General features: G+C 67.4%; 39 protein-coding genes and 1 pseudogene. 16 read left to right on the top strand and 24 right to left on the bottom strand.

Annotated features, from left to right (window positions below):
* Positions 1-74 precede the first annotated feature (74 nt).
* Both GB932_RS03725 and GB932_RS03720 read left to right on the top strand, forming a co-directional pair.
* Positions 75-311 (top strand): ferredoxin, encoded by a 237-nt coding sequence (locus GB932_RS03725; protein ID WP_156759361.1) that lies wholly within the window; start codon positions 75-77, stop codon positions 309-311.
* Positions 312-390: 79 nt separating this feature from the next.
* Entirely contained in the window at positions 391-1302 is a 912-nt protein-coding gene (locus tag GB932_RS03720) for a DUF808 domain-containing protein (protein ID WP_156759360.1), read from the top strand.
* A 6-nt stretch (positions 1303-1308) separates the two neighbouring features.
* Here the strand turns inward: GB932_RS03720 and GB932_RS03715 are convergent, their stop codons facing one another.
* The gene (locus tag GB932_RS03715) at positions 1309-2298 is read right to left on the bottom strand and encodes a helix-turn-helix domain-containing protein (protein WP_156759359.1); all 990 of its coding nucleotides are present in this window, start codon (positions 2296-2298) and stop codon (positions 1309-1311) included.
* Between the two features lie 51 nt (positions 2299-2349).
* On the opposite strand from GB932_RS03715, the gene GB932_RS03710 reads away from it, so the two are divergent.
* The 3 genes from GB932_RS03710 to GB932_RS03700 are packed head-to-tail and all read left to right on the top strand — an operon-like array spanning position 2350 to position 3834.
* Entirely contained in the window at positions 2350-2724 is a 375-nt protein-coding gene (locus tag GB932_RS03710; protein WP_156759358.1) for a cupin domain-containing protein, read from the top strand.
* A 15-nt stretch (positions 2725-2739) separates the two neighbouring features.
* Entirely contained in the window at positions 2740-2979 is a 240-nt protein-coding gene (locus tag GB932_RS03705) for a hypothetical protein (protein WP_156759357.1), read from the top strand.
* A gap of 9 nt (positions 2980-2988) precedes the next feature.
* Positions 2989-3834 (top strand): alpha/beta fold hydrolase, encoded by an 846-nt coding sequence (locus tag GB932_RS03700; protein ID WP_156759356.1) that lies wholly within the window; start codon positions 2989-2991, stop codon positions 3832-3834.
* Between the two features lie 43 nt (positions 3835-3877).
* On the opposite strand, the gene GB932_RS03695 is transcribed toward GB932_RS03700, so the two are convergent.
* The 4 genes from GB932_RS03695 to GB932_RS03680 all read right to left on the bottom strand — a co-directional run bounded on the left by GB932_RS03695 (position 3878) and on the right by GB932_RS03680 (position 6277).
* A complete protein-coding gene (locus GB932_RS03695; RefSeq protein ID WP_156759355.1) occupies positions 3878-4570 on the bottom strand; it encodes a cation efflux transmembrane domain-containing protein in 693 nt (230 codons plus the stop codon).
* Positions 4567-4926: a Cd(II)/Pb(II)-sensing metalloregulatory transcriptional regulator CmtR gene (gene cmtR / locus GB932_RS03690; RefSeq protein WP_156759354.1), complete on the bottom strand. Its 360-nt coding sequence runs from the start codon at positions 4924-4926 to the stop codon at positions 4567-4569. The genes GB932_RS03695 and cmtR overlap by 4 nt, the downstream gene beginning before the upstream one ends.
* Positions 4927-4986: 60 nt before the next feature.
* Complete coding sequence (locus tag GB932_RS03685; RefSeq protein WP_156759353.1) at positions 4987-5517, bottom strand: VOC family protein; 531 nt, start codon at positions 5515-5517, stop codon at positions 4987-4989.
* A 100-nt stretch (positions 5518-5617) separates the two neighbouring features.
* Positions 5618-6277: an AraC family transcriptional regulator gene (locus tag GB932_RS03680; RefSeq protein WP_156759779.1), complete on the bottom strand. Its 660-nt coding sequence runs from the start codon at positions 6275-6277 to the stop codon at positions 5618-5620.
* A gap of 263 nt (positions 6278-6540) precedes the next feature.
* Here GB932_RS03680 and GB932_RS03675 point away from each other — a divergent pair, with 263 nt between their 5' ends.
* Entirely contained in the window at positions 6541-6939 is a 399-nt protein-coding gene (locus GB932_RS03675; RefSeq protein WP_197517291.1) for a DUF4274 domain-containing protein, read from the top strand.
* 147 nt (positions 6940-7086) lie between these two features.
* Here the strand turns inward: GB932_RS03675 and GB932_RS03670 are convergent, their stop codons facing one another.
* Complete coding sequence (locus tag GB932_RS03670) at positions 7087-7557, bottom strand: hemerythrin domain-containing protein (RefSeq protein WP_156759352.1); 471 nt, start codon at positions 7555-7557, stop codon at positions 7087-7089.
* Between the two features lie 101 nt (positions 7558-7658).
* Positions 7659-7955, bottom strand: coding sequence for a hypothetical protein (locus tag GB932_RS03665; protein WP_156759351.1), 297 nt, complete (start codon positions 7953-7955; stop codon positions 7659-7661).
* A 368-nt stretch (positions 7956-8323) separates the two neighbouring features.
* Between GB932_RS03665 and GB932_RS22580 the strand changes: the two genes are divergently transcribed.
* Complete coding sequence (locus GB932_RS22580; protein ID WP_497755954.1) at positions 8324-8458, top strand: bacteriocin immunity protein; 135 nt, start codon at positions 8324-8326, stop codon at positions 8456-8458.
* Between the two features lie 72 nt (positions 8459-8530).
* Here the strand turns inward: GB932_RS22580 and GB932_RS03660 are convergent, their stop codons facing one another.
* Both GB932_RS03660 and GB932_RS20635 read right to left on the bottom strand, forming a co-directional pair.
* The gene (locus tag GB932_RS03660; protein ID WP_197517290.1) at positions 8531-9148 is read right to left on the bottom strand and encodes a WYL domain-containing protein; all 618 of its coding nucleotides are present in this window, start codon (positions 9146-9148) and stop codon (positions 8531-8533) included.
* Entirely contained in the window at positions 9084-9323 is a 240-nt protein-coding gene (locus GB932_RS20635) for a helix-turn-helix domain-containing protein (RefSeq protein WP_368732396.1), read from the bottom strand. The genes GB932_RS03660 and GB932_RS20635 overlap by 65 nt, the downstream gene beginning before the upstream one ends.
* Positions 9324-9462: 139 nt before the next feature.
* Between GB932_RS20635 and GB932_RS19145 the strand changes: the two genes are divergently transcribed.
* From GB932_RS19145 to GB932_RS03645, 3 genes and pseudogenes are all read left to right on the top strand, one after another.
* A complete protein-coding gene (locus GB932_RS19145; RefSeq protein WP_197517288.1) occupies positions 9463-9678 on the top strand; it encodes a hypothetical protein in 216 nt (71 codons plus the stop codon).
* A complete protein-coding gene (locus GB932_RS03650) occupies positions 9675-10025 on the top strand; it encodes a VOC family protein (RefSeq protein ID WP_156759350.1) in 351 nt (116 codons plus the stop codon). The genes GB932_RS19145 and GB932_RS03650 overlap by 4 nt, the downstream gene beginning before the upstream one ends.
* A gap of 58 nt (positions 10026-10083) precedes the next feature.
* Positions 10084-11055, top strand: a pseudogene (locus tag GB932_RS03645) (DDE-type integrase/transposase/recombinase).
* A gap of 432 nt (positions 11056-11487) precedes the next feature.
* Here the strand turns inward: GB932_RS03645 and GB932_RS03640 are convergent.
* Positions 11488-12069 carry a TetR/AcrR family transcriptional regulator gene (locus GB932_RS03640; protein WP_197517287.1) on the bottom strand — a complete coding sequence of 194 codons (582 nt, stop codon included), beginning with the start codon at positions 12067-12069 and terminating at the stop codon, positions 11488-11490.
* Between the two features lie 92 nt (positions 12070-12161).
* Here GB932_RS03640 and GB932_RS03635 point away from each other — a divergent pair, with 92 nt between their 5' ends.
* Together GB932_RS03635 and GB932_RS03630 are read left to right on the top strand one after the other, a co-directional pair.
* Entirely contained in the window at positions 12162-12587 is a 426-nt protein-coding gene (locus GB932_RS03635) for a nitroreductase/quinone reductase family protein (protein WP_156759349.1), read from the top strand.
* Complete coding sequence (locus GB932_RS03630) at positions 12584-13342, top strand: SDR family NAD(P)-dependent oxidoreductase (RefSeq protein ID WP_156759348.1); 759 nt, start codon at positions 12584-12586, stop codon at positions 13340-13342. The genes GB932_RS03635 and GB932_RS03630 overlap by 4 nt, the downstream gene beginning before the upstream one ends.
* A gap of 118 nt (positions 13343-13460) precedes the next feature.
* On the opposite strand, the gene GB932_RS03625 is transcribed toward GB932_RS03630, so the two are convergent.
* Entirely contained in the window at positions 13461-15011 is a 1551-nt protein-coding gene (locus GB932_RS03625) for an MFS transporter (protein WP_197517286.1), read from the bottom strand.
* Positions 15012-15059: 48 nt separating this feature from the next.
* Here GB932_RS03625 and GB932_RS03620 point away from each other — a divergent pair, with 48 nt between their 5' ends.
* Positions 15060-15731, top strand: a complete 672-nt coding sequence (locus GB932_RS03620; RefSeq protein WP_156759346.1) for a TetR/AcrR family transcriptional regulator — start codon at positions 15060-15062, stop codon at positions 15729-15731.
* Positions 15732-15852: 121 nt separating this feature from the next.
* Here GB932_RS03620 and GB932_RS03615 read toward each other — a convergent pair whose 3' ends face one another.
* Genes GB932_RS03615 through GB932_RS03605 form a run of 3 tightly spaced genes read right to left on the bottom strand, consistent with a single transcriptional unit; the run spans position 15853 to position 16682 of the window.
* Positions 15853-16002, bottom strand: a complete 150-nt coding sequence (locus GB932_RS03615) for a hypothetical protein (RefSeq protein ID WP_156759345.1) — start codon at positions 16000-16002, stop codon at positions 15853-15855.
* Positions 16003-16026: 24 nt separating this feature from the next.
* Positions 16027-16452: a type II toxin-antitoxin system VapC family toxin gene (locus tag GB932_RS03610; RefSeq protein WP_156759344.1), complete on the bottom strand. Its 426-nt coding sequence runs from the start codon at positions 16450-16452 to the stop codon at positions 16027-16029.
* The gene (locus tag GB932_RS03605; protein ID WP_156759343.1) at positions 16449-16682 is read right to left on the bottom strand and encodes a FitA-like ribbon-helix-helix domain-containing protein; all 234 of its coding nucleotides are present in this window, start codon (positions 16680-16682) and stop codon (positions 16449-16451) included. Before GB932_RS03605 ends, GB932_RS03610 begins: the two co-directional genes overlap by 4 nt.
* Positions 16683-16958: 276 nt before the next feature.
* On the opposite strand from GB932_RS03605, the gene GB932_RS19140 reads away from it, so the two are divergent.
* Positions 16959-17414, top strand: coding sequence for a bacteriocin immunity protein (locus tag GB932_RS19140; RefSeq protein WP_197517285.1), 456 nt, complete (start codon positions 16959-16961; stop codon positions 17412-17414).
* Between the two features lie 144 nt (positions 17415-17558).
* On the opposite strand, the gene GB932_RS03595 is transcribed toward GB932_RS19140, so the two are convergent.
* The 8 genes from GB932_RS03595 to ychF all read right to left on the bottom strand — a co-directional run bounded on the left by GB932_RS03595 (position 17559) and on the right by ychF (position 22412).
* A complete protein-coding gene (locus tag GB932_RS03595) occupies positions 17559-17999 on the bottom strand; it encodes a HEPN domain-containing protein (protein ID WP_156759342.1) in 441 nt (146 codons plus the stop codon).
* Positions 17992-18585 (bottom strand): winged helix-turn-helix domain-containing protein, encoded by a 594-nt coding sequence (locus GB932_RS03590; RefSeq protein WP_156759341.1) that lies wholly within the window; start codon positions 18583-18585, stop codon positions 17992-17994. The genes GB932_RS03595 and GB932_RS03590 overlap by 8 nt, the downstream gene beginning before the upstream one ends.
* Positions 18586-18702: 117 nt before the next feature.
* Complete coding sequence (locus tag GB932_RS03585; protein ID WP_156759340.1) at positions 18703-19356, bottom strand: HAD family hydrolase; 654 nt, start codon at positions 19354-19356, stop codon at positions 18703-18705.
* A gap of 103 nt (positions 19357-19459) precedes the next feature.
* The gene (locus tag GB932_RS03580) at positions 19460-19894 is read right to left on the bottom strand and encodes a GNAT family N-acetyltransferase (RefSeq protein WP_197517284.1); all 435 of its coding nucleotides are present in this window, start codon (positions 19892-19894) and stop codon (positions 19460-19462) included.
* 261 nt (positions 19895-20155) lie between these two features.
* Positions 20156-20596, bottom strand: a complete 441-nt coding sequence (locus GB932_RS03575) for an HIT family protein (protein WP_231915984.1) — start codon at positions 20594-20596, stop codon at positions 20156-20158.
* 50 nt (positions 20597-20646) lie between these two features.
* Positions 20647-20991 carry a HepT-like ribonuclease domain-containing protein gene (locus tag GB932_RS03570; protein ID WP_156759338.1) on the bottom strand — a complete coding sequence of 115 codons (345 nt, stop codon included), beginning with the start codon at positions 20989-20991 and terminating at the stop codon, positions 20647-20649.
* Complete coding sequence (locus GB932_RS03565; protein ID WP_156759337.1) at positions 20988-21317, bottom strand: nucleotidyltransferase family protein; 330 nt, start codon at positions 21315-21317, stop codon at positions 20988-20990. Before GB932_RS03565 ends, GB932_RS03570 begins: the two co-directional genes overlap by 4 nt.
* A gap of 21 nt (positions 21318-21338) precedes the next feature.
* Positions 21339-22412: a redox-regulated ATPase YchF gene (gene ychF, locus GB932_RS03560; protein WP_156759336.1), complete on the bottom strand. Its 1074-nt coding sequence runs from the start codon at positions 22410-22412 to the stop codon at positions 21339-21341.
* 74 nt (positions 22413-22486) lie between these two features.
* Here ychF and GB932_RS03555 point away from each other — a divergent pair, with 74 nt between their 5' ends.
* A complete protein-coding gene (locus tag GB932_RS03555; protein ID WP_156759335.1) occupies positions 22487-23743 on the top strand; it encodes a DNA recombination protein RmuC in 1257 nt (418 codons plus the stop codon).
* On the opposite strand, the gene GB932_RS03550 is transcribed toward GB932_RS03555, so the two are convergent.
* Both GB932_RS03550 and glpX read right to left on the bottom strand, forming a co-directional pair.
* On the bottom strand, positions 23724-23924 hold the full coding sequence (locus tag GB932_RS03550) for a UDP-N-acetylmuramyl pentapeptide phosphotransferase (protein ID WP_156759334.1): 201 nt from the start codon (positions 23922-23924) through the stop codon (positions 23724-23726). The genes GB932_RS03555 and GB932_RS03550 overlap by 20 nt on opposite strands.
* A gap of 91 nt (positions 23925-24015) precedes the next feature.
* On the bottom strand, positions 24016-25017 hold the full coding sequence (glpX, locus tag GB932_RS03545; RefSeq protein WP_156759333.1) for a class II fructose-bisphosphatase: 1002 nt from the start codon (positions 25015-25017) through the stop codon (positions 24016-24018).
* A 238-nt stretch (positions 25018-25255) separates the two neighbouring features.
* On the opposite strand from glpX, the gene GB932_RS03540 reads away from it, so the two are divergent.
* Positions 25256-26095, top strand: coding sequence for a helix-turn-helix transcriptional regulator (locus GB932_RS03540; RefSeq protein ID WP_156759332.1), 840 nt, complete (start codon positions 25256-25258; stop codon positions 26093-26095).
* Positions 26096-26136: the final 41 nt, after the last annotated feature.

The raw sequence follows: 26136 nt of genomic DNA, 5'->3' as shown, positions 1-26136 counted from the left end.
CACATACGACGACGGATGTCAGCAGGGATCCTCGTCGAGCTCGAGACGGAGGGATCCATGAAACGGAGGGATCCATGAAGGTGACCATCAATCCGACGACCTGCGTCGCGTCCGAGAACTGCAGCTTGATCGCACCGCGAGTGTTCGCGAACCGGGAGGAGGACGACGGATTCGTCAGCGTCATCGACGCGCATCCACCGCGCTCCGAGTGGGCCGCCGCACGCGAGGCGCGGGATCTGTGCCCGTCCGCGACGATCTGGATCGAGGAGGACGCGGACGACACGGATCCGTCCGAGGGCGCCCACGGCTGAGTCGGGCAGAATGCGACGATAGGCATGTGTGCCCCGCGACGCGGGTGCGCCGAGACACTCGACTCTCACAGGGGGATCCATGTCCGTCGGTCTGCTCGCCGTCGTCGACGACATCCTGAGCGCCGCCGTCAAGGCGTCGTCGAAGGCCGCCGGGGTCGTGATCGACGACGCCGCCGTGACTCCGCAGTACGTGCAGGGGCTCTCACCCGCGCGCGAGCTGCCGGTCGTCATGAAGATCGCGCTCGGATCGATCCTGAACAAGTTCGTGATCATCATCCCGATCGCGCTGCTCCTCACGGCGTTCGCGCCGTGGGTGCTGCCGTATCTGCTGATCCTCGGGGGGTCGTATCTCTGCTTCGAGGGCGCCGAGAAGGTGCTCGAGTGGTTCGGCCTGCATCACGGGCACGTCGATGAGGGCGCGCGCGACGAGAAGAAGCTCGTCGCGGGAGCCGTGCGCACCGACCTCATCCTGTCGACCGAGATCATGCTCATCTCGCTCTCGAACCTCGACCCCGATCTGGGGATCTGGATGACGCTCGGCGCGCTCGCCGTCATCGCGCTCATCATGACGGTCGTCGTGTACGGCGCCGTCGCGATCCTCGTCAAGGTCGACGACGTCGGCCTGAAGATGGCGAAGGACGACGATCCGCGCGTGCGGCACACCGGCGCACGCATCGCCCGCTCGATGCCCGCCGTCTTCCGCGTGATCAGCGTCATCGGCACGGTCGCGATGCTCTGGGTCGGCGGACACCTCGTGCTCGCGAACCTCGGCGAGATCGGCCTGACGTTCTTCAGCGACCTCATCCACTCCATCGAGCACGCGCTCGAGCCCGCAGGCGCGTTCGTCGTCTGGCTCGGCGACACGCTCGCGTCGGCGATCGCGGGCCTCGCCGAGGGACTGGTGATCGTCGGAGCCGTGCTGGTGATCGGGCGGCTTCTCGGGAAGCGCCCGAGCTTCACCGAGGGCGGGGAGACACCGGTACGCGCCTGAGGTTCCTCATGCGGCGTCTGTTCGTGTCGTGGAGAACTGCTGGCGATAGGCCAGCGGCGACAGGCCCGTACTCCTCCTGAAGACAGCCCGGAGATTCGCGGCGGACCCGAGACCGCTCCGATGCGCCACGTCGTCGACACCGAGCGAGGTCTCCTCGAGCATGCGGCGGGCCAGGTGGACGCGCTCCTGTGTGAGCCACGCCGTCGGCGTCATCCCCAGTTCCTGCTGGAATCGGCGGAACAACGTCGCGGGGCTGACCCGTGCCCGCTCTGCGATCGCGCGCACGCGAAGCGGGCTCGTCAGGTGCATCCGCATCCAGTCGAGGATCGGCCCGAGCTCGGTTCCACGGATGGCCGGCACCGGGCGATCGATGAACTGCTTCTGTCCTCCGCTTCGAAGCCCGGAGAACACCAGCCTCCGGCTGACCGTATTCGCGATCTGCGCGCCGTGATCGCGTCGAACGACGTGAAGCGCGAGATCGAGCGCGGCGGCACCGCCGGCAGATGTCAGGATGTCGCCGTCGTCGACGAACAGCACGTCCGCGCGGACGTCGACGCGTGGATATCGAGCCGTGAACTCGTCGAGGAGCTGCCAGTGGACCGTCGCCGGCCGGTCGTCGAGCAGCCCCGCCTCGGCGAGCGTGAACGCGCCGGTGCACAGCCCGATCAGTCGGGCACCTCGCGCGTGGGCCGCACGGACCGAATCCAGGATCTGGGGATCCGATGGGGTGTCGAAATCCGGCCTGTTCGGGACGACGATCGTGTCGGCGTCGTCCAGCGCCGTGAGGTCCGCGCTTCCCGCGAGCACGAAGATCCCGTCGCGCATGCGGACGCTCCCAGGCGCTGTCGCGACCTTCGTGTCATAGATCTCGTACCCCAGTTCGGAGGCGCGTCGCGCCCCGAACACCTCGCACGCACACGCGAGCTCGAAGGGATTGGATCCTTCATCAGCGATGATCGTGACGCGATGCGGAAGATGAGAGGATCCTTGCGACATCTGCGCATTCTCTCATCGACAGCCCGCGCGCACCGGCGCGAGGATCGAACCATGACGAAGCACAACGTGTTCGACGAAGCCTCCTCACTGACGGAATTCTGGTCGCAACGGATCCTTCAGGAGTCCAACGGGACTCTGCTGAAGGTCGCGAAGGGCATCGACTCGACGCACTGGCACCGGCACGACGATCAGGACGAGACGTTCCTGCTGCTCACCGGCCGACTCGTCATCCAGATGCGAGACGGAGACGTCGACCTCGCGCCCGGCGATCTCTTCACAGTGCCGCAGGGCGTCGACCACTGCCCGGTCGCTCCCGAAGAAGCGCGATTCGTGATCCTCGGGAGGACCGTGACGTCGAACGCCGCCGGCGGCAAACCCGAGTGGAGCTGGTCCGGGGGCTCTCCCGCTGTCGATCCGGCTCGCTGACGGCACAGAGGGGCGGTGCCGAAGGATCCGGCGGTCGTCGCTCAGATGCTGATCCCGCTCGTCGGCGAGGCAGAGGTCTCAGGGTCCGGATTCAGCACCTCCGTCAGGATCGGCCCCGGAGAGGCCGTCCTCTGGCAGGCGGGCGAAGATCACACGACCATCTCACCCAGTGGATTGAGCGCGCTCATCCTGGAGGGCGGCGGCATCAGCGTGGCAGCACGGAAGCACACAGAACCGGTGCCCTCCTGGCCGTAGCCTGGGCGCATGGACCACGACACCTCGCTGCCGGATCCCACGCGCGTCCTCGTCGGCGGCGCCGAGATCGCGACCTACCGCCTGGGCCCCGAGCACGCCACGTCCGCAGGCGATGTGGTCCTCTGCCACGGAACGCCCTGGTCCGCCCGGTCGTGGATGCCCATCGCGCGGATGCTCGCCGAACGGCACCGCGTGTTCCTGTGGGACATGCCGGGATACGGATCCTCGATCTCCGACGACGCGCCGCCGGCCGACCTCGTCCACCAGCGCGAGCGGCTCGCCGCGCTGATCGCGCTCTGGGGTCTCGACCGACCGCACGTCCTCGCCCACGACATCGGGGGTGCCGTCGCGCTGGGAGCCCATCTGCTCGAGGGCGTCGAGTTCGCATCGCTCTATCTCGTCGACATCGTCACGCTCGCACCGTGGGGATCCCCCTTCTTCCGCCTCGTCGCTCAGCACGAGGAAGTCTTCGCGGCCCTGCCCTCGAATCTCCACGCCGCACTCGTCCGCGAGTACATCATCGGCGCGGGCGGGGAGGGACTCGACGCGAGGTGGATCGACGCGCTCGTCGAGCCGTGGCGTTCTCGCGCGGGCCAGAGCGCGTTCTACCGCCAGATCGCCCAGCTGAGCCAGAAGCACACGGAGCCCATCGTCAGGGAGCTCGGCCGGGTGCGCTGTCGCACGCGAATCGGCTGGGGTGAACGCGACCCATGGATCCCCGTCAGCCAGGCGACGGAGCTCGCCGCGCTCCTCCCCTGTCCGGTCGACGTCATCACGTTCCCCGATTCGGGCCACCTCGCGCCCCTCGAAGCGACGGCGGCCCTCGGCGAGGACGCCCTCGACTGGCTGCGCTGACGGCGATCGTGCCGGCGCACGTCACGGAGCGCGCCGCCGCCGCTCAGTGGTCGTCGGCGCCGCAGCAGCCATCCGCGCAGCCGTCGGCTTCGCGTTCGCCCGTGAGCACGGACACCGGCGCGGCGCAGCACGCATCGCCGCGCCACGCCTCGATTCCCTCGCGCACCGCGAACACGGCGATCGCGAGCGCGGCGACAGAGTCGGCCCACGCCCAGCCCAACAGACTGTTCAGCAGGAGCCCGGCCAGCAGCGCGGCCGAGAGGTAGGTGCAGATCAGGGTCTGCTTGGAGTCCGCGACCGCGGATGCCGAGCCGAGCTCGCGCCCCGTGCGGCGCTCGAACCAGCTGAGGAACGGCATCACGACGAGGCTGAGCGCGGCGAGCGCGATCCCGATCGGCGAATGCTGCGGCTCGCGCAGCCCGGTCAGCGACAGGATCGCGTCGACGCTCACATACGCGGCGAGCGCGAAGAACGACACCGCGATGATCCGGAGCGCGACCTTCTCCCGTCTCTCGGGATCCGCGCCGGCGAACTGCCAGGCCACCGCCGCCGCGGACAGCACCTCCACGATCGAGTCGAGCCCGAAGCCGATGAGGGCGGCGGAGGACGCGATGTGGCCCGCGGTCACGGCGACGATGGCCTCGACGACGTTCCAGGTGATCGTGATGGCGACGACGATCCGGATCCGCCGGCGCAGGATCGCGATGCGCGCGGCGTCCAGCACCCCGGCCGTCATCGTGGGCCTTCCGCATCGCAGCAGCCGGCGACCGCGCACTCCGGATCCATGCACGGCTCACTCTCGTCGACGGCGAGGGTCACGTCCACGAGCGCCGTCAGCGCCGCCGCGATATGCGGATCCGCGATCTCGTAGCGGGTCTGCCTGCCCTCGGGCTCGGCGACGACGATGCCGCAGCCGCGCAGACACGTCAGGTGGTTCGACACGTTCGAGCGGGTGAGCTCCAGCTCGCGGGCGAGCCGCGCCGGGTAGCCCGGTGCCTCGAGGAGGGCGAGGAGGATCCGCGAGCGTGTAGCATCTGCCATCGCCCGGCCGAGGCGATTCATGGCGTCGAGGCGCGAGGCAATGGTCAGCATGTGCTGACTATACAGCGCCTGGTGAACTGATCGACGGTCAGCTGCGACTCGCGACGCCTCTCAGGCCCTCGGGTCGCGCAGCGCGGTCATCGCCTCGAGCAGCGTGTCGTGGATATAGCCGAGCTCGGGCGAGACCTCGCTCCATCCGTCGCTCTGCTCGACGTTCACCCAATCGCCCTCCGCGGAGGAATCGTCCCATGCGAGCTCACCGTGCTGCCAGATCCACCAGATGTTCGCACTCGCGTCCTGGATCCGCGCGAATCGCGTCCCGAAGAAGTCGGTCGGCTCCGTGATGATCCGCGCGCCACGGGCGAGGGCGCGCTGGAGGGCCACGTCGATCTCCTCGACGTAGACCTGAAGAAGGCTCGGCGTGAACGGCCAGCCCGGCTTGCGCTCAGCGAACATGATGGTCGTCGTGCCGACACGCACCTCGGCCTGCAGCAGCAGGCCATCCTCGTCGACCGTGCGCGCCTCCGCGCGCACCTCGCCGTCGAAGACATCGACGACGAATCGAGAGAGATCGTCGGCGTCGCTCGTGATGATGAAGGGGTTGACCGTGGCGTAGCCCTCGGGCGCAGCGGGTGCAGGCATCGTGACTCCTGTGGTTGAGGCGGATCCGATGGGATTGTGGGGGATCCGGTGCCGTCAGTCCATCACCGCGCACTCGTCGCCGTCTTGAACGTTTCCGCCATCACCGGCCGGACAGGACCCGAGCCGGCGTCTGGCCGTGGAAGGCCTTCAGCGCTCGGGTGAGGTGGGCCTGGTCGGCGAACCCGCACCGCGCGGCGCATTCGATCGGGGGCACGCCCTGCAGCAGCAGGGCGAAGGCGTCGCGGGCCCGCGACAACTGCTCGATCTGCTTGCGCGTGAGCCCCGTCACGGCGCGGACTCGGCGCTGGCGGTGCCGCTCCGAATAGGCGGTGCCGTCGCCGGAGAGCATCCGTCGGACATCGTCATCGCACCGCAGCACGTCGAGCGCCAGGAGGCGCTCGACGAAGTCGTCGAGTTCTTCGAACTCCGGAAACCGAACGACCTGCTGCCCCAGTGCGATGTTCCCCTCGTGGACCTCAAGCCGCCGTTCCCCTCCGCGAAGCATCTCCTTGCTCACCCCCGGGAGGACGACGTGGGGCCTCAGCTGGACGCCCCAGCTGTGCTCCCCGATCGTCGAGCGGATCCAACGGTGACCGAGGGCAGGCCCCGAGAGCCCCGTGATCAGCTCTCCGCTCGCCTGGCGGGCGAACCACAGGTCCCAGTACTCGACGGCGGCGACGAGATAGCGCTCGTCCTTCATCGCCCGCGCCTGCCACACGCACTCGACGATGGGCGAGTCCGGGTGATGCTCCTCGTACATGTGCTCCACGCGCACCCCTCTCCTCGAACATTCGACCACGTTCCGTCCGGTCGACGTCCCCGGACTCCGGAGCGAGGATCTCCTCGACCCGCGAGGCGACCGCCCACGGGTCGATGTGAGTGCGGCGATCCTGAACCTGCGGCAGGCTCGAAGGCGCGCATCCGCGCCCAGAGGAGGGATCCAGATGACAGCCGACGAATCCGTCGTCCCACCCGATGCCGACGACGTCGCCCTGTGGGTTCTGATGAGCGAGTACAACTGGGATGAGGGATGACGGATACGCCATCCCCCTCGCCGTCGCGCGGCATCCGCGTTGTGATCGCGCCCTCGCGCTCCGGCTCTTCTGGGACCTCGACGACACGGCCCGCATCCACCTCTCCGACGAGGCCGGTGCGCTCCACGAGAGCTTCAGCACTGAGGCGACCCGTGAACCCGAGGAGTTCGAGCGCATCGTCGCCTACGCGACGACGCTGGTCGATCGGCTTCGGGCGGGCTCCTACCCGGATGGGGCGAACGAATACGACACCGGTTTCATGGAGCTCGACGCACCCGGACAGACCGAGCAGCAGCGCCGGATCCGTGCGCTCCGCACGAGACGCGCCCGGTCGGAATACGACGACGCGTTCCTCCGGCCGGCCGTCCGGCCGACGCGGCGCAGGTGATCGACGCACGCTGTCCGCGAATCGCTCGATCGTCGTGATCACGCCGGGCGAATGACCGCCGCGAGGCCACCGAGACAACACCGGCCGTGCCCGAACCGCTGGTCCGATCGACGCGCCCGAGACCGAGCGCGGGCGAGAAGCGCCGCCTCACAGCGGCCCGAGCACGCGGCGCGGGTCGGCATCGAGCTCGAGCGCCTCGAGCACGACGAGCAGCTGGCGCTCCTCGTATCGGAAGTGGCTCTCCATGATCGCCGCGATGCCCTCCAGATGCCGCGAGAGCTCCGCAGCCTTCGCGCCCGAGTCGATCGCGGACTGCAGCCCGACGACCAGGTAGGCGATCATCGAATGATCCTGCTCGAGCTTCCGCAACGTCTCGCGCAGCTCCGGATGCGCCACCGCGATGGCGGGGAACAGCTCGTGATCCTCACCTGTGTGATGTCCGGTGAGCGCCGAGCAGAACCCATGGCAGAAGAGCAGCAGGTCACGGCTCGCCTGCTGAGCTGGCTCGCCATCGCCGACCGCCTTCTGGACGAGCCCCAGCGCTCGGCGCAGTCGCGCATGCACGCTTCGCAGCTCACCGCTCCAGGCGACCAGCCTGTTCTGCTCGCCCTCAGTCACGAGAGGGCGAGGGGAGAGACGAGATCATCATCCATCTCCTTCGAGTTCCACGCCTCCATACCTGACACAGACTGCCATCGGCACGCGACGCTGAGGCCACCCTAGCGAGCCGCGTCGCGATCCACTCGCCGCGCACGCATCTGCACGACGATGACGGCCACGTTGATCGCCGCGATGAGCCCGCAGACGACGGCGAACATCCAGAACACGACCATGAGCCGGCCTGCGTCGCCCCTGCCGAGCACCGCGATCGACATCGCGATGCAGGCGACCATGCCGAGCGTCGCGCCGAGCACCCACAGCACGGCGGGGACCAGGTTGATTCTCCATGTGCGCACCTCGGACCCACCACCGTGCGGATCCGCGTTCTGCGCGCGTCGCTCATCGTGCTGCGGCATTCTGCATCTCCTCCGGTGCGGCTCGCAGATCCCCGCTTCTCGGCGGCGCGGCGGATGATGCGAACCAGCCATGACGACGCGGCGCCGATGTCGGCAGCCCCACACTCTACGTTCGGTCGCGACCGCCGGCCGAGAGCGCCCCTGCATCGCGCCCGCCGGGATCGCGGCTTCGCACCGACCCTCGCTGCCACTCCGAGGGGCCCGCGTCGGCGATGAGGCGGCAGCTCCGCGTTCTCACGGGGTGATGCAGATGAGGCGACACCGCGCCGGTGCGGCAGCCTGTGCGCGGCCCACCTGCGGAAGGACGCGCTGCCCCACCCCGTGGTGGGCTCGCAGCTGCTGATAGCGCCGCGACATGAAGCTTCGCAGTGTTCGAGAGGAACGTCCCGCACCCGGAGTCAAGCGATCTCATCTTCTGGCCTCCCGCAGACCTGCAGGACGCTTCGAGCGCAGAGATCGTCGACGCCGCGCTGTCGTACGCACCGCACGAGTCGACAGACTGACAGCCCCACGAGCATCACCGCCGCGACCGGCTCGATCGCCGCGGGAGCACCCGCGCTGCCGACGGCATCAGCTCAGCTTGCGACCGGTGCTGCGGCCGCGCGTGACTCATTCGGGAATCTCCCGGCCACGCTCCCGCTCCGTGTCGCGCGCAACATCCTCGCCGCCGCGGCTCTGACGCGGTCTCGGAGCTCGTCAGGACCGTCGATGGCCACCTCGCAGTCGAGAGCCTCGATCACGGACGGCAGCCAGTCGAGGCTCTCGGCATGGATCTCGGCCCGGTACCAGGGCAGACCGCGCTCGCCCGTTCCGGCCTCGCCGCTGTCCAACCGCCCGAGAAGGGACACGCTCCGCGGCAGGTGAAGCCGGATGCGATCCTCGGTCGTTCGGATGCGCAACACGAAATGCCACCGACGCTGCGCACGGGCGAATAGATCGAGCAGGTGCCCTTGCGCGTCCGGGCGGTGAGGCGGAGTGAAGGTCTCACGCAGAGATCGCGCCGACCGAACCCTGTCGACCCGGAACGTCCGCTCCTCCTGCTGATCCGTATCGAATGCGACGAGATACCACCGATCCGAGTGCGGGACCAGGCTGTAGGGCTGGACCACGCGCCTGGAGGAGACGCCCTCATGGCTGACGTAGCGCCGGTCGATCGCCTGTCGAAGCGCGACGGCCTCCTCGGCGGTGACCATGAACGGGAGCACACGCCGGCCGGGCGCGAGCCGATAGCCGCCGTAGCGCCTCCACGGGCAGCCCCAGATCGATCAGCCGCGCCATGTCTCTGCGAATGGTGCGCCCGTCGACGCCGAGCCGATCGGCCAGCTCGGCGACGCTGCGCTGCTGCGCGAGCTGGAGGAGCTCGAGCATCTGCAGCGCCCGAGCGGTCGTATCGGCCATGACACAGCCATTCTCGCCCGCATACAGGACAGTCTCCGCCCAGTATCGCTCATACCGTGTTGTCCGTGGCCGCCCCTGTGAACCACGTCCACGACAGAAGGAGAAGGCCATGCAGCTCGCCGCCACCCGCATCATCACCGACGACGTCGACGCACTCGTCGCGTTCTACGAGACGGTCACAAGAATCACCGCCGAGCGGCTTCGCCCGCTGTACGCCGCAGCACGGACACCCGACGTCTCAGACGCTGAAGCGGACCTCCCCCGTGTTCCGGCACGGACCAACCCCTTGTACGGCGCTCCGCGTACGGGGAGACTGCGGCTATGAACATTGAGCGCGTAGCGCCCGACCTGAAAGCCTCACACCTCCGCCGCACCGTCGAAGAGCATGTCGCAGTCCTGGGACTCGAGTTGGTGATGGATCACGGATGGATCGTTACTCTCGCTGATTCCGACGGCCACCAGCTGAACTTCGTCGAGGCAGACGCGTCGGCTCCCGAGAACCCCGATGTCTCCGTCTTCGTCGATGACGTCCGAGACACGTACGCCCGCGCCCTCGCGGCAGGCGTCGACATCGTGCACCCGCTCACGGAGGAGGCGTGGGGCGTCACGCGATTCTTCTACCGCGATGCATCAGGAAATGTGATCAACGTCGGGATGCATTGGGGCTGCTGAACGAGTTCGTGACATCTGAGATGGCGTGCCCGTAGGGTGCGCCTCGAGTGATGACACCATACCCGCTCCCTGCTCTCAGGAGTTCCGCGACGACGTCGTGCGGGTCGCGGAGAGCCGTGAGCCCGGCGTCACGATCGATCAGATCGCGAAGGACTTCGGCGTTCACCCCATGACGCCTCCGAAGTGGCTCCGACGCGCGGCCGCGTATCTGTCGCAGGCGCATCTGCCGGGACAAGGATCTACCCGCTCGTGACTGAGCTCGCCGGTGATGGGATCCCCGTCACGGTGACGTGTCGGGTTCGGGGGTTCGCCCGCCTGCCCTCCTATCGGTGGCTGCGCAACCCGATCACCGCTGCGGAGCTGGACGAGACGTATCGCGCGAACGTCCTGTACGACGCCCACCGCGACGATCCCGAGTTCAGGCATCGTTCTCTCGCCGACGAAGCCCGCGAGGAGGGAGAGTCGATGTCGGACCGGACAGCGTGGAAGATCACGTCCGAGAACGGCTGGTGGTCGACGTTCGGCAAGAAGAAGGCACGTGGGAAGGGCAAGAAACCCGGCCCGCCCATGCGCGACGATCTCGTCCAGCGTGAGTTCACTGCCGATCCGCCGAACCGCCTGTGGCTGACGGACATCACCGAGCACAAGACGGTCGAGGGCAAGCCCTCCCACAGCGCGATCAAGGACGTCTTCAGCGGCAAGATCGTCGGTTGCTCGATCGGCTCGCGGATGAAGCCCCGCCTGGTCGTGAACGCGATCGACAACGCCGCCGCGTGGCGCGGTGACGTCGCCGGCCGCGTCTTTCGCAGCGATAGAGGCAGTCAGTTTCGCGCTCGGAAGACCGTCCGCGCTCCGGTAGAAGAACGTCCTCAACCGGCGCTCCTGGGCGACACGCGAGCAGCTGCGCATCGCGATCGTGACGTGGATCGAACGCACCTACCACCGGCGCAGGCGGCAGGAGCGTCTGGGAAAGTCGACCCCGGTCGAGTTTGAGGGCACGATGAGACCCTCCATGGGCCTCGCGGCCTGACCGATCTCCGCCATCGATCCATTCAGCAGACCCGCATTTCATCGAGGCCGAGCCGGTCCTGCGCGTCTTCCCCGAGGAGTCGGCCAGGGGACGCACCATTCGTCATCGATCTCGACCACGTGCGCCGCGCCGACGACATCGCTCGGCGCGTGCTTCTCGAAGGCATCCGGCGGCTCAACCTCGATGGCCACGATGTGCGCATCGTGGACCCGTGAGGCGTGCTGGGTTCCGCCGAGACCGAGACCGGTGAGCTCATACGCGGCGAGCAGGCGCGAGGCGGATACGTTCCGGCCTCCTTCCCTGACGCGACACGCGCCATCGTCGGCCGACGCCACGAGCATCAGTGCGAGGTCAGGTCGCGCCGTACAGCGCCGCCCGCCACCGCCGCACAAGAACGCGCCTCGCAGGTTCGAATGGTTCAGTTCGAGAACGTCACACAGAAGAGCCGTCAGGCACCGCGGCGATCGCCGCGACGGCCGTCATCACCGCGCGCCTGTGCCGGGCGATCCGTTCAGGGGATGAGGGATCGGACCCGTCGGCTTGGAGCAGACCGACGGGCGTGAGCGTCCATGCCTGAGCGATCGCGTAGATGATGACGAGAAGGTCGACCGCGGAGACCATGCCGTCGCGGCCCTCGGCGAGGGAAGCTGTCTTGGCCAAGTAGGTCTCCATCGGCTCCGCAGCCACCTCCGGCCGCTCCAGTTGCGCCCACAGGCTCACCCGCAACGCGGTCTGGTCCGCCTGATGATAGTCGAACAACCGCCCCGCCCAGTGCGCCAGCGCCTCGGGCTCGGGCGGCACCTCGACAGCCATGCGCTCGACCGCGAACCGCACAGCCGAGTCGAATAGGCCAGCCTTGCTGCCGAAGTAGGCGTAGATCATCCGCACGTTCGTGCCGGCGTTGCCCGCGATGCGCTCCACGCGCCCGCCCGCATGCCCAACTGCCGCGAACTCGGCGAGCGCCGAATCCAGGATCCGCGCCCGCGTCGCGTCCGCATCGCGTATCGACATCATGTTCCCCTCTCCCTGCTGCGTCTGGTTGACGTGATGCAGGGTCCGATCTAGAGTACAAGTAAATAATCACTTACTTATGACGGGCGGACAGCATGAGACAGGACATCGCTCGCGCGCTTACGATCACGCCGATGTCGTCGGCGCGCGAGCGCACCATCGACATCACCACGATCGGCGCCCGCACCGGGAAACCGCGCCGGATCGAGATCTGGTTCTATCGAGTAGACGAGGAGATCTATCTCACGACCAGCCCCGCGCGGCGCAGCTGGTACGCCAACCTGCTGCATCAGCCCCGGTTCACGTTCCATCTGAAGCACGGCGTCCGCGCCGATCTCGATGCGTTCGCCCGTCCAGTCGGCGACCACGAACATCGAACTCGAGTTCTCACATCGGTCATCGATGATCTCAACCACCCGCGCAACCCGGCCGGCATCCCTCAACCGGTTCCGCCGCTTGAGGAGTGGATGACCGGCAGCCCGCTCATGCACATCACATTCTCGGAAGGACGTCCCGCATGACCCGCACACCCACAGCCCTGGTCACCGGAGCCAACCGTGGACTCGGGCAGAGCATCGCCCTCGCCCTCGCCCGGAGCGGACACCGAGTCATCGCAGCTCATCGCCCCGGGAGCGACGTCTCGGAGACATTGACCCGCATCGCCGACGCGGGCGGTGATGCGCTCTCGATCACGCTCGACCTCTCCGATGTCACCCGTCTCCGACGGGCCGTCGTCTCGCTCGGCGACCTGCTCACGCAGCAGTGGAGCTCATCTCACCTCGACGTCCTCGTCAACAACGCCGGCATCGGCGTGTTCGGCAGCGTCGAGGCCGTGACGCAGGAAGACTTCGACGCACAGATCGGCACCAACCTTCGCGGCACCTTCTTCCTGACCCAGGCACTCCTGCCGCTCCTCGACGGCGATGGTCACGTCATCAACGTCTCCACTTCGCTCACCCGGCATGTGAGCCCGGCAACAGCGCTCTACGCTGCGTCGAAGGCCGCAGTCGAGACGCTGTCGCGCAGCCTCGCCAGCGAACTCGGGCCGCGGGGAATCCGCGTGAACAGCATCGCCCCCGGCCCCACGGCAACAGATTTCAACGGCGGCGCGATGCGCGACAGCGCCGACATGCGGTCCGAGATCGCTGTGCACACCGCACTCGGGCGGGTCGCTGACCCCGTCGAGATCGGCGACGCCGTGTCCGCTCTCGCGTCCCCGCAGATGCGCTGGGTGACCGGTGAGCGCCTCGAAGTATCCGGCGGCGCGTTCCTCTGACGTCGACGTTCGCTCCTCGGCGCGCACCGAACCTCATCACACGTTGAATCGGAACTCCACCACGTTCCGACACGGACGAACGTCTCATCGACCTCGCCTGCCGACGACCCGCCGCGATTCAGCCCGTCGTCCGCCGGGACGGTGGACGCTCGGCGTGCACGACGGCGAAGACGCATGCAGCAGAGCCGACGAGCGCGGCGGCGACCAGCGCATACACCAGAAGTCCGCTCGACATTGCGTCACGGACGATCTCGACGAGCGTTGCGGATCCGTCCGTGCGCGAGTGCGCGATGGTGAACCCCTCATGAATGCTCGAGCGCATCGCCTCGACCGCCTCGGCCGGCGTACCGCCAGGGGATGGCCGCTCGAGCGATCTCCGGAAGACCGCGATCCCGACGGTCCCGCCCGCCGCGACGCCGAGCGCCGTACCGAGTTCGCCGCCGACCTCCTGCGCGGCTGCTGCGGAACCGACGCGCTCCTCGGGCGCGATAGAGATGAGGGCGTCGCTGATCAAGACCAGCGCGGCCCCGTGTCCAACGCCCATGACCGACACAGCGACGACGAGGAAGACGACCGTGCCGTCAGCGACGGCGAGCGCTGTGAGTCCCGCGCCGAGGGTGAGAGTCCCCAGACCGCATGTGACGACGCGCGATGAGGGCCAGCGGCGGGCCATGGCTGGAGCCACGAGCGCACCGAGGATGTCCATCGCGATGTACGGCAGCGTCAGCAGGCCGGCGACGACCGGCGTGCAACCCCCGACCCACTGCAGGTGCTGGGTGAAGAGGAAGAACAGCCCGACAGTGCCGACCCCGGTCACCAGCAGCGTCAGCAATGACACCGCGAAGCGGCGGTTCCTCAACAGCGCGAAATCGAACAGCGGGTCAGCCAGTCGTCGCTGCCTACGTACGAACGCTGCGAGCAGACCGAGGCCGGCTGCGATCAGGGCAACGGCGACCCACGGAGGGAGCGCCTCTGCCTCTCCCCCCGAGCCCGCCGCGATCTCCTGGAGCCCGTAGACCAAGACCAGCATTCCCACGATCGACAACCCCACGCTGGCGACGTCGATCCGGCTCGCTGTGGGCTCGTGCCGCTCCGGCAGAACGAATCTGCCGAGCGCGACGAGGACCAGCATCGGTGGCACGTTGACGAGGAAGATCGTGCCCCACCAGAACGCGTCGAGCAGGACGCCGCCGAGCAGCGGACCTATCGCGCCGCCGATCGTGAAGGCACTGAACATGATCGCGATCGCGAGACGGCGCTGACCCTCGTTGCGGAACATCACCCGCAGCAGCGAGTAGAGCGAGGGCATCAGCGTCGCACCGGCGGCACCGAGAAGCGCTCTCGCGGCGATGAGCGCGCCAGGCGTGTCTGCGAAGGCGGCGACGACCGAGAGAACGGCGAACACTGAGGCACCGCAGAGCAGGAGCCTGCGGGCACCGACGCGATCGGAGACGCGCCCCATCGTGATCAGGAGGCCCACGATGAGGAACCCATAGGCGTGCACGATCCAGAGCGACTCTGTCGCCGACGCGTCGAGGTCCGCGACGAGTGTCGGCATGGCGAAGAAGAGCGCGGTGAGGTCGGTCGACAGGGTCAGCATCGGCGCGACGAGGAGGGCAAGGCCGGACCAGGCGCGCGTCGACGCCTTCTGGGGAGAAGGCGACGTCATTCGATTACGTTCCATCATGTCACGTAATGCTACGGTTAAACTCGTTACATGTCGACACCCTCCTCGCGCACAGTCACCAGCGGACGCCCCCGCGACGCACAGCTCGACCGGGCGATCCTCACAGCGACGCTCGCCATCCTGGACGAGTCGGGGTATCAGGGTCTGTCGTTCGAAGCGGTAGCCCGCGGTGCAGGGACCTCACGTCCGGCGATCTACCGGCGATGGCCGGGCCGCGCTCATCTGGCGCTGGCAGCGATCGGCTCACGGCTGGAGACGCCGACATCGCCTGACACCGGGTGCACGCTCTGCGATCTCGATGAGAGCATCTCGGTGTTCCTCGCCGCGTACCGGCGAATCCGCCCAGACGTCCTGGTGGCTCTCCTAGCTGAATGCGCGACCGACCACGACTTGAGAAATCAGTACCTCGAAACGCTGATCGAGCCCGCGCGCGGTGCCGTTGCGCGCACCATCGATCGAGCGGTCGCGCGTGGCAACCTTCACCCCGACGCCGATCTGGAGATCCTGCTCGACATGGTGGGAGCGCTGGTGCACTACCTCGCACTCTTCGGCGACCGCCACATCACCGACACCGAGGCGGAGCACGCGGTCGAGATGCTACTCCGCGGAGCCGCGGTCGACTACGAGGCGCTCGTCGCACACAGTCGCGCAGTTGAGCGGACGACCACGTCCACTGAATCGGACCATCGACACCACCCGTAACGACGGAGTGCCTTTCAGCCGAGCTCGAACCCGACTCGACGGCGCGGCCGCGCGGTCAGCCGTTAAACCTGAACTCCACCACGTCGCTACACGGAGAACCATCAGCGAGACCATCACGTCATCACTGTTCGAGGAGAGCGATGAGCGTCTCCGCGACCTCGCCCGGAGTACGACCAGATGTGTCGAACTCCAGAACCTCATCAGACCACGCGGCGTAGTCAGCGCGACGGCGCTGCACCTCCGCCCAGGTCAGCTCGCCCACCAAGGCCATGCCACGATCCCTGCTAATGATGCTTCACGCGTCGACCTTCCACGGATCGACCAGCTCGACGCCGATGTACACGAAGTCCTTCACGTTGCGCGTCGCACAGGTCGCTCCGTGCGCCAGGCAGATCGCGGCGATCTGCGCGTCGGCTGTGCTGATCGGCGCGCCCGTGTTCTCTCGAGCCACGAGCACGTCTGCATAGCGGTCGGCCGCCACGTCATCGAACGGCAACACAGCGCGACTGCCCCGGTACGGCTCGAGCGCTGCGTCGATGCGCCTGGTCAACTCACCCTTGCGCCGGCCATCCGGCAGCCGCCGCACGCCCGCCAACAGCTCCGCGAGCGTGACAGACGTGATCGCAACATCACCCGCCAACGACGCGAGCCAGTCCACCACACGCGGCTCCGGCGACGGCCGGAAGATCTCCGAGATGACGTTCGTGTCGAGGACGATCACTCGAAGTCCGCCACCCGCGCGACGTCACCGCGCTCTGGGATCATCAGCTCATCGACACCGCCGATGTCCTGCGCCGCGGCCAGCAGCGCCATCCCGATGTGTGGCCGCCTCGCGGCCTTCGTGAGGATCTCCCGGACTTCAGCCTCCATGGACCGGCCATGCTCCTTCGCCTGCGCGGCGAGCTGCTGTTTCACGGCGTCGTCGAGACCGCGAACGATGATGGATGACATCGGCGATCACCTCCTCTGCTATCAATCATGATAGCGATTTGCACGCGACCTTGCCAGAGGTGAGGACCCCCGCACGAAACCGCCCCGGCCACCTCAGCACGAGGTGACCGGTCGGCGTACGGCTCAGGGATCGAGAGCGCTGCTCACACGTTGAACCTGAGCTCCACCACGTTCCGCCGCCGACCAACCGCGCGTGCGAGATCTACGCGGCGCAGCTGCAGAAGCGAGTATCATCCCGCCCAGCGCTACGCCCGCGACTGCTGATAGCGTCGCGACATGGAGCTCCGCAGCGCACTGACGCCGCGATCGATACCTCCAAACCTTTTGGCGACGCTTGGCGCGCAGGCCAACGCCATTGCTTCGCTGATCGAGTTCGCCAGACCCTACGCCGAGCAGCTCGCTGCATTCAATGCCGCCGTCGGAACAGAAATCGATCCCACTGATCTCCGCGGTATCCACGCCGCGGAGGATCCGCAAGATTTCGTCCGACGCGTCATGAACCGGCCAGAGCGGGTACCCGACATCACGCGAGAGGAACTGATCGAGATCGTCGACAGAATCTCTGCCGCAGACGACAGCGGCGACTTCTACCTCGAGCTCTTCGAGATGAACGTCCCGCACCCGGAAGCGAGCGATCTCATCTTCTGGCCTCCCGAAGAGCTGCAAGACGCCTCGAGCGCACAGATCGTCGACGCCGCGCTGTCGTACACACCCCACGAGACGACAGGCTGACGCGCCCGACGAGCGCCACCGCCCCGACCGGCTCGATCCACGATCGCAGAACGAATGCGCCTCCCACTCGCTCCGAGCGACCGCGGCGTCAGACGTTGAACCTGAACTCCACCGCGTTCTGCAGCCGAGTCACCTCTGGCGACGTCAGCCCCGTCCCCGAACATGTACAGCGCAGGCGGCGACGATCGCGCCGCCTGCATCGATCGCCTCTGCGACGTCTTGAGCAGTCGCCGTCGGGCGATCGAGATCCGGATACTCTGTCGCGTTGCGCACCTGCCGCATCCAATCGAACTCGTCGAACGATGGATCGTCGACGAATGCGGCAGCGGCGATTCCCGTATTCCGGTGGGCTCCGCCCACCGGGCGCACGCGCAGCCCCTCGATCGCCAGAACGGCCGTGAGCGCCTTCCGCGCGCCGTCATACGCAGCAGTGAAGGCCATCCCGTGATCCTCCGTCGCTTCCAGCACCTTCGCGGTGGCGACATGACGCTCCGCCATCTGCACGACGGCAAGCGAGTGCTCGACATTCGGCTCGATGCGCTCCAGACGACGACTCGTCAGCATCTGCTCGATCACGTCAGGCATGCACGTCACCGGTCAGCACATCGACGATCGGACGCGACCTGATCGTCGAGACGAACGGCGAGGGCTCCTCTGCTTCCCAATCGACACGCCCGAGCCGAGTCACATTCACAGGCAGGTCGAGACGCCCGCCCGCTTCGGTCGCGATCGTCGACAGCGCACGGCGCGATGCGGATCCGATGACGAGCACATCGATATCGTTCGGAAACGCCCCGCCCTCCCCCGCGCGGCGCGCGGCCCACGAACCATAGATCAACACCTCGTCGACACCGTCGACGCCGTCGAAGAGTTCGCGCAGCACGGGGACAGGCCCATACGTGGCCGCGATGAGATCGCGCATAAGACCGAAAAGCGGGTGGTCCTCGTTCGCCCGCACCAGTCGATTGCGGCCCTCGTGGCGATCGCGAAGCACATCGCTCTCGATCAACCGACCGATTTCACGATGGACGACCGGCCCGCTCACTCCCGTCCGACGCCCGACCTCGGACAGCGAGAACTCGCGATCGGGATGCCCCAGCAACTCTGCGAGGATCGCCCCGACCGCGTCGGAACGCACGAACGGCGTCAATTGCGGCGCGAGAGTCTTCACAGAACAGGAAGATATCTTCCAGTTATAGGAAGTGTCAAGAGTTCGGCGTCACACGTTGAACCGGAACGCAACCGGGTGCCGGCACAGACTTCCCCCTGTGCAAGTTCGACGAAGCGTCTACGCGCGTGCAGAGCGATGCAGGACAGCACGCCACCCGAACGCTCGCGCAGCTTCCACGTTCCGCGCCGTGTCATCGAGGAACACTACGCGCCGTGGATCCACGATGGTGCCGACCAACTGCACGATGCGCGCATGTGCGATCTCGTAGGCCTCTCGCTCTGGCTTCGCGAACCCGATCTCGTGCGAACTCAGCAATCGTTCTAAACCCTCGCCCAGAACGTTCTTCACCCCGAGATCGGTGACCTCGCTGCGAATACGGTCTGTGCCGTTCGTCAGAACGAACACCTCGAGTCCAAGGTCTCGGGCATCGACCAGGAAGGAGCGCACGGCCTCATCGACTCGCCCAGGCGTCTCTGCCCAACGCTCCACCGCGTGCTCAGCCGCCGAAGGGTCCGCGCCGGCGTCCACAAGCGACGACACCGCCGCCGACCGCCACTCCGCAAAGGACGCTCGGCCTCGCACGACATCGCGAAGCAGAGGGTTTCCGAGGACTGCACCCAGCGAGGCACCCGAAACCAATCCGAGACTGACGTCGAGTTCCACCCACAGTGCGTCGTCGAACACGCGAAGCACGCCGTCCAGGTCACTCACGATCGCGACCACGGAATGCGTACGAATAAGGTCACGCACGATGCCAAGCGAGGAAGCCATCAGGTCAGGCTAGCCGCCCTTCGGCAGGAGCACGCCCGGCATCCGGGGTGGGCGTGATCACACGTTGAAGCGGAACTCCACCAAGTTCCGGCACGGACCAACCTCACGCAGTAGACATCGGTAGCACGTCAGTGTCGGGGATCGGATCGGAACCTAGTCGACCGTACGTCGCGACGTCGATGCGGTCGCCGGCGATCAGGAACTTGCCGCGTTCGGTCCCTTCGCGGACGAAGCCAGCGGCATGGGCCACAGCCTCCGAAGCGGGATTGTTCGTGCGATGCCCGAGTTCCAGCCGTTCCAGTCCACCGCCGTCGAGCGCCCAATTGGCGACCGTCGCGGCGGCACACGATGTCCATCGCCGACCACGCCCATCCGCGTGCATCCAATATGAGAACCACCCGTTTCGGTTCGCCTCACCGACGCCGATGTTCACGAGACCGACAAGGCGATCGTCGATGCAGATCGCCCACGGCAATTGCGTGGATCCGGCCGAGAGCAGACGGGATACGTACTGTTCCGCATCGTCGAGCGTCGTCACCAGACCCCATCACCCTGTCGCTGCATGTCGATGTTCGAGGCGAACGCCTGTTGCACATACCCGGCAGCCTCCGGACAGAGGGTTCGAAGGACTGGTGAGACCGATTGCGTCATGAGACCCGCCGTACGGAACTCGTCGACGCCGAAATCTCCCGGGCCCTATGACCGAGTTGCCCTCACATCCCGAAGCAGGAACACCTGTAGGAGACGACGAGGCCTCACCGATCACGAAGATCGGCGGGGCCCGCAGGGTCAGCTCAGCTCACACACCGAACCGGAATTCGACCGCATCCCGTAACCGAATAACCTCTGCCTCCAAGTCGGCACGCAGGTCTTCGTGGTCGCGCCGCAGCGCGAAACACGAATCCGTCCAGTGGTCGGACGAGTACAGCCACACAGGTTTCGTGACGAGGTCAGGCGGCTCCCACTCGTACCGCGGCCAGACGTGCGCGTGAAGGAACGCATCATGGTTCCCGAGGATCTCGACGTTGACGCGTCGGAACGCGTCGTCGCGACGCCGGCAGACGTTCTCGACTGCCGTGGCGACCAGGTCGACGTCCGCGAGGTAGCGGATCCTCTCCGCGCGCGGCAGATCACCCAGGCGGTCGACGCCCGGCACCTTCGTCAATGCGAGCGAGTACCCCGGGAGCCACTGAACGTCGCCGATCACGGCGAACGCGGCGTCGAGCTCGGCGAGCACCATGGGGTTGTCCCCTGCCAACGCTGCCGCGACGCGATCCTCACGCCAATCGGTCATCGGCCGTATTCCCCGTCGGCGTATTGTCGCAGCGCCTCGGCGAGGGGAGGAAGATGGGTGTCGACCACGTCGCGCACCACGTCAGCGTCGACACCGAAGTACTGGTGCACGAGGATGTTCCGGAACCCACGGATCTGCGGCCAGGCGATCTCCGGGTGCTCGTCGATGATCAGGGCAGGAAGGTGATTCGCGGCCTCGCCGATGATCTGAAGGTTGTGCTCGATGGCGTCTTCAGCCATCTCAGCGAGACCGCGATCGCCATCCAATGCGCGAACGTACCGCTCGCACTTCGCGATCGCACCGAGGATGTCCGCAACACGCTTCGCCGGTTCGCGGCTCACAGCGCAACGGCTTCCGCGAGTGCGGTACGCGACACCGGCTCTTTCAGCAGCTGAACCGGGAAGACGTCCACGTCATCACGCCCGAAGAGCTGTCGCGTCTCTTCCAAGAGCCCCGACGCTCGCATCAGGACGTTCCCCTCAGCGGGATCCATCTCGACCAGGATGTCGATGTCACTGCCCGCGTGCGCATCACCTCGAGCGACGGACCCGAAGAGGCGCGGGTTCGCCGCCCCGTACTTCGCGAGCAGCGCATGGAACTCGTCGGCGTGCTCGTCGAGGAGCGCACGCAGCGCACGCGCCTCTGAAGTAACAACCCGAGCTTCCATGTACCCAGGGTACGACTAGCGTCACACGTTGAAGCGGAACTCCACCACGTCTCCATCGGCCATGACGTAGTCCTTGCCCTCCATGCGGACCTTGCCGGCGGCCTTCGCGTCGGCCATGGATCCGTACTGGTCGAGGTCGGCGTATGACACGATCTCGGCCTTGATGAAGCCGCGCTCGAAGTCCGTGTGGATCACGCCTGCGGCCTGCGGCGCGGTCCAGCCCTTGCGGATCGTCCAGGCGCGCGCCTCCTTCGGCCCCGCCGTGAGGTAGGTCTGCAGGCCCAGGGTCTCGAAGCCGATCCGGGCGAGCTGGTCGAGGCCCGACTCCTCCTGGCCGAGCGACTGCAGCAGCTCGAGCGCCTCATCGGCGTCGAGGCCGATGAGCTCCGACTCGACCTTCGCGTCGAGGAATACGGCCTTCGCGGGCGCCACGAGCGCCGCGAGCTCGGCCATGCGCGCCTCGTCGGTCAGGACGCCCTCGTCGACGTTGAAGACGAACAGGGTCGGCTTCGCCGTGAGCAGCCCGAGCTCGCGCACCTGCGTCGTGTCGAAGCCCGCCTGGAACAGCGTCCTGCCCGACTCGAGGATCGCGAGCGCCTCCTTGGCCGCGTCGAGGATGGCCGGGTCGGCCTTCTTGCCCTTGACTTCCTTCTCGACGCGCGGGATCGCCTTCTCGAGCGTCTGCATGTCGGCGATCATGAGCTCGGTGTTGATCGTGTCCATGTCGCCGGCGGGATCCACCTTGCCGTCGACGTGCGTGACGTCGCCGTCCGTGAAGCCGCGCACGACCTGCGCGATCGCGTCCGCCTCGCGGATGTTCGCGAGGAACTGGTTGCCGAGGCCCTCGCCCTCGCTCGCGCCGCGCACGATGCCGGCGATGTCGACGAAGGACACGGGCGCCGGGAGGATCTTCTGGGATCCGAAGATCTCCGAGAGTCGATCGAGGCGCGGATCCGGCAGCTCGACGACGCCGACGTTCGGCTCGATCGTCGCGAACGGATAGTTCGCCGCGAGCACGGTGTTCTTGGTCAGAGCGTTGAAGAGGGTCGACTTGCCCACATTGGGCAGTCCCACGATGCCGATAGTCAGAGCCACGGGAGAGCAGTCTACGCGGGCGAGCTCGCCCGACCTGATGTTCGAATGTCAGAGGTCCCATCGAGACTGGATCCATGGACCTCATCTGGATCGTCGTCGTGATCATCGCCCTCGCAGCCGGGGCGGGGACCGGCTGGTTCGCGCGCGCATCGCGCAGTGCCTCCCTGCACGCCGATCTCGCGCGCGCCGAGGCCGAGGCCCGCGGCGCGCGCGAGGCGCTCGACCGCCAGGAGCGGCAGACGCAGGCGGCGATCGACCGAGAGCGGGTCGAGCGCCAGGATCAGGCGCTGCGGGCCCAGCGCGAAAGCGCCGTGCTCGAGGCCCTCTCCCCCGTGCGCGAGACGCTGCATCGCATGCAGCAGCGCGTCGACGAGATGCAGCGTGAGCGTCAGGAGCAGTTCGGGCAGGTGGCAGAGCAGCTGCGCAGCGCCCACGCGCTCGACGAGCAGCTCCGCGCGACGACCGAGTCGCTCGCGGGCGCGCTCCGGTCGAACCAGGCGCGCGGCGTGTGGGGCGAGACGCAGCTGCGGCGCATCGTCGAGTCGGAGGGGCTCGTCGCGCGCGTCGACTTCGACGAGCAGTCGTCGATCTCGTCGGACGCCGGCGGCGGCCGCCCCGACATGCTCGTGCACCTCCCGGGCGGCACGTCCATCGCCATCGACGCGAAGGTGCCGCTGGCGGCGTTCCTCGACGCCTCGGCGATCCCAGAGACTGCCATCGGCGACGACGCCGCGCGGCGCATCGACCTCCTGCAGAGGCACGTCAAGGCCGTCCGTGCACACGTCGACACGCTGGCGAAGAAGTCCTACTGGTCGGGTCTCGATGCGAGCCCCGAGTTCGTCATCTGCTTCATCCCGAGCGAATCGATCCTCTCGACCGCCCTCGCCCAGGATCCGTCGCTGCTCGAATACGCGTTCGGCAAACGCGTCGCGCTCGCCTCGCCCGTCAACCTCTGGGCGGTCCTGAAGACCGTCGCCTACGCCTGGACACAGCAGGAGGTCTCTCAGGAGGCGAAGGCCCTCTTCGACCTCGGAAATCAGCTCTACGACCGACTCGGCGCCCTCGCCGGGCATGCACAGGGCATGCGACGGGCGATCGAGCGCACCGTCGACGCCTACAACGGCCTCGTCGGATCCCTCGAATCGCGTGTGCTCGTCACCGCGCGCAAGTTCCCCGGGATCGACGCCTCGAAGCTCGAGCAGACCGCCGCGCCCGCCCCGATCGAGGCATCCGTGCGGCGCGTGTCCGCGCCCGAACTGCTGCCCGGATCACCGAACGACGAGACTGCGAACGCAGTCGACCAGGAGGTGATCAGCCCGGCAGCAGATTGAGAGCGGCGAGCACGCCCGCGGACACGACGACGAAGCCGCCGATCGACCACCAGACGCTCGGCTCCGTGCCAGCGGGACGCCGTACACGGAAGAGCACATCGGGGCGCCGGGCAGGATCCTGCGCGTCGGCGACGACGGCGCGCGCTCCTGCCGACGGTGACTTCTCCGACTGCTCGCTCATGCGGTGATTATGTCACGGCAAGCGGCGTGTTCCCGGACCGTGATCGACTCGTGAACCTCGCGCGCCGCGGCGCGCAGAACGCTCCGCCGCGTCAGAGCCACTTCGACTCGAGGTGGTCGCTCGAGATGCGCCGCAGCGTGCCCGAATGCCCGCGGAGGACGACGCTCTCGGTGTAGAGATACCCGCCCTGACGCTTCACCCCCGCGACGAGCGCGCCATCCGTCACACCCGTCGCGACGAAGATCGTGTTGCTGCCCGTGACCATGTCCTCGGCCTCGAGAACCTCGCCCATCGGCAGGCCCGCGTCGACGCCCCGCTGGTGCTCGTCGTCATCACGCGGCCACATGCGGCCCTGGATGTGTCCGCCGAGCGCCTTGATCGCACACGCCGTGACGATGCCCTCGGGGCTGCCGCCGACGCCCACGCACATGTCGGTCGGTGCGCCATGACGCGCCGCGTTGATCCCGCCCGCGACATCGCCGTCGCTCATGAGCCGCGTCCCCGCGCCCGTCGCACGGATGTCCGCGATCAGCTGCTCGTGCCGCGGCCTGTTGAGGACCGAGACGACCATCTCCTCGATCGGCTTCCCGAGCTCCTTCGCGAGCAGCGCGATGTTCTCCTGGACCGGCCTGCGGATGTCGACGACGCCGACGCCCGCGGGCCCCGTCACGATCTTGTCCATGTAGAACACGCTCGACGCGTCGAGCATCGTGCCGCGATCGGACATCGCGATCACCGACAGGGCGTTGTTGCGGCCCTCCGCCGTCAGCGTCGTGCCGTCGATCGGATCCACCGCGATGTCGTAGGAGCGCCCGCGCCCCGTGCCGACGTGCTCGCCGTTGAACAGCATCGGCGCGTTGTCCTTCTCGCCCTCGCCGATGACGATGACCCCGTCGAACTCGACCGTCGAGAGGAAGGCGCGCATCCCGTCCACGGCTGCGCCGTCGGCGAGCTCCTTCTGACCCCGCCCGATGAACGGCACGGAGCGGATCGCGGCGGCCTCCGTCGCACGCACGAGCTCGAGGGCGATGTTGCGATCCGGCTGCAGCGGGATCAGGTCGTCGGTGTCATGGATCTCGTGATCGGCGGTCATGCTCCCGACAGTAGCGGCGAGGGCGCCCGCGGATCACGCGATCTGCACCGATGTGCACGAAGGAATCTCGATTCTTTCCGATTCGCGGATTCGATCGCACGTATCCCGTCCATCGTTGCCTCGATCCCACCGATTCGAGCGAGATCCCGCGAGGGGTGGATCGTCAAGTCGTGGTTCAGACGGTTCGGCTCGCGTAGAACGGATGCAGGTGAGACGCTCGCCGAGGAAGGACCGCACCGTGATCGACAGAGTCGAGTTGGGGCGCTTTCTGCGCGCCCGGAGAGAATCACTGCAGCCCGAGGACCTGGCGCTGCCGCGCGATCGACGCCGACGCACGATCGGCCTCCGTCGGGAGGAGGTCGCCGCCCTCTCCCATATGTCCACCGACTACTACGCGCGCCTGGAACGCGGAACTGGCCCACGCCCATCACCGGAGATGATGGCGTCCATCGCTCAGGGCCTCCGCCTCTCCCTCGACGAACGCGACCATGTGTTCGTCCTCGCCGGTCACAATCCCCCGCCGCGGGGCACGACGAGCGACCACATCAGCCCGGGTCTTGCGCGGATCCTCGACCGCCTCCACGACACACCTGCCGAGATCGTCACCGAACTCGGCGAGACCCTGCGACAGACTCCGATGAGCGTCGCGCTCACGGGCGACGCATCTCGCTTCACCGGGCTCGCGCGCAGTTCGGGCTATCGCTGGTTCACCGATCCCGCCGCCCAGGATGCCTATCCTCCGCGGGAACGCCGCGTGCTCTCCCGCGTATACGTCGCGGGCCTGCGCGAGATCGTCGCCATGCGGGGCCCCCACTCGCGCGCCTCGCACTTCGTCGACGCCCTCGTCGACGAAAGCGAGGAATTCCGTTCGCTGTGGGCCGCCCACGAGGTCGGCGTCGCACCGCCGGACATCAAGCGCTTCACGCATCCCGAGGTCGGGCCGCTCGAACTGGCCTGCCAGACGCTGCTCGATCCCGAGCAGTCCCATCGACTGCTCGTCTACACCGCCCTCCCCGGAAGCGAGAGCCAGGACAGGCTCCGGCTCCTCTCCGTCATCGGCACGCAGTCGCTGCGCTGACCGCGCAGCCGTTCCCCCGCACACACCACCGCAGAAGAGAG

The organism is Microbacterium karelineae (assembly GCF_009745985.1).
GTDB lineage: Bacteria > Actinomycetota > Actinomycetes > Actinomycetales > Microbacteriaceae > Microbacterium > Microbacterium karelineae.
Note: the sequence above shows the minus strand (reverse complement) of the source record. Positions and strands in the feature narration are given on the sequence as shown.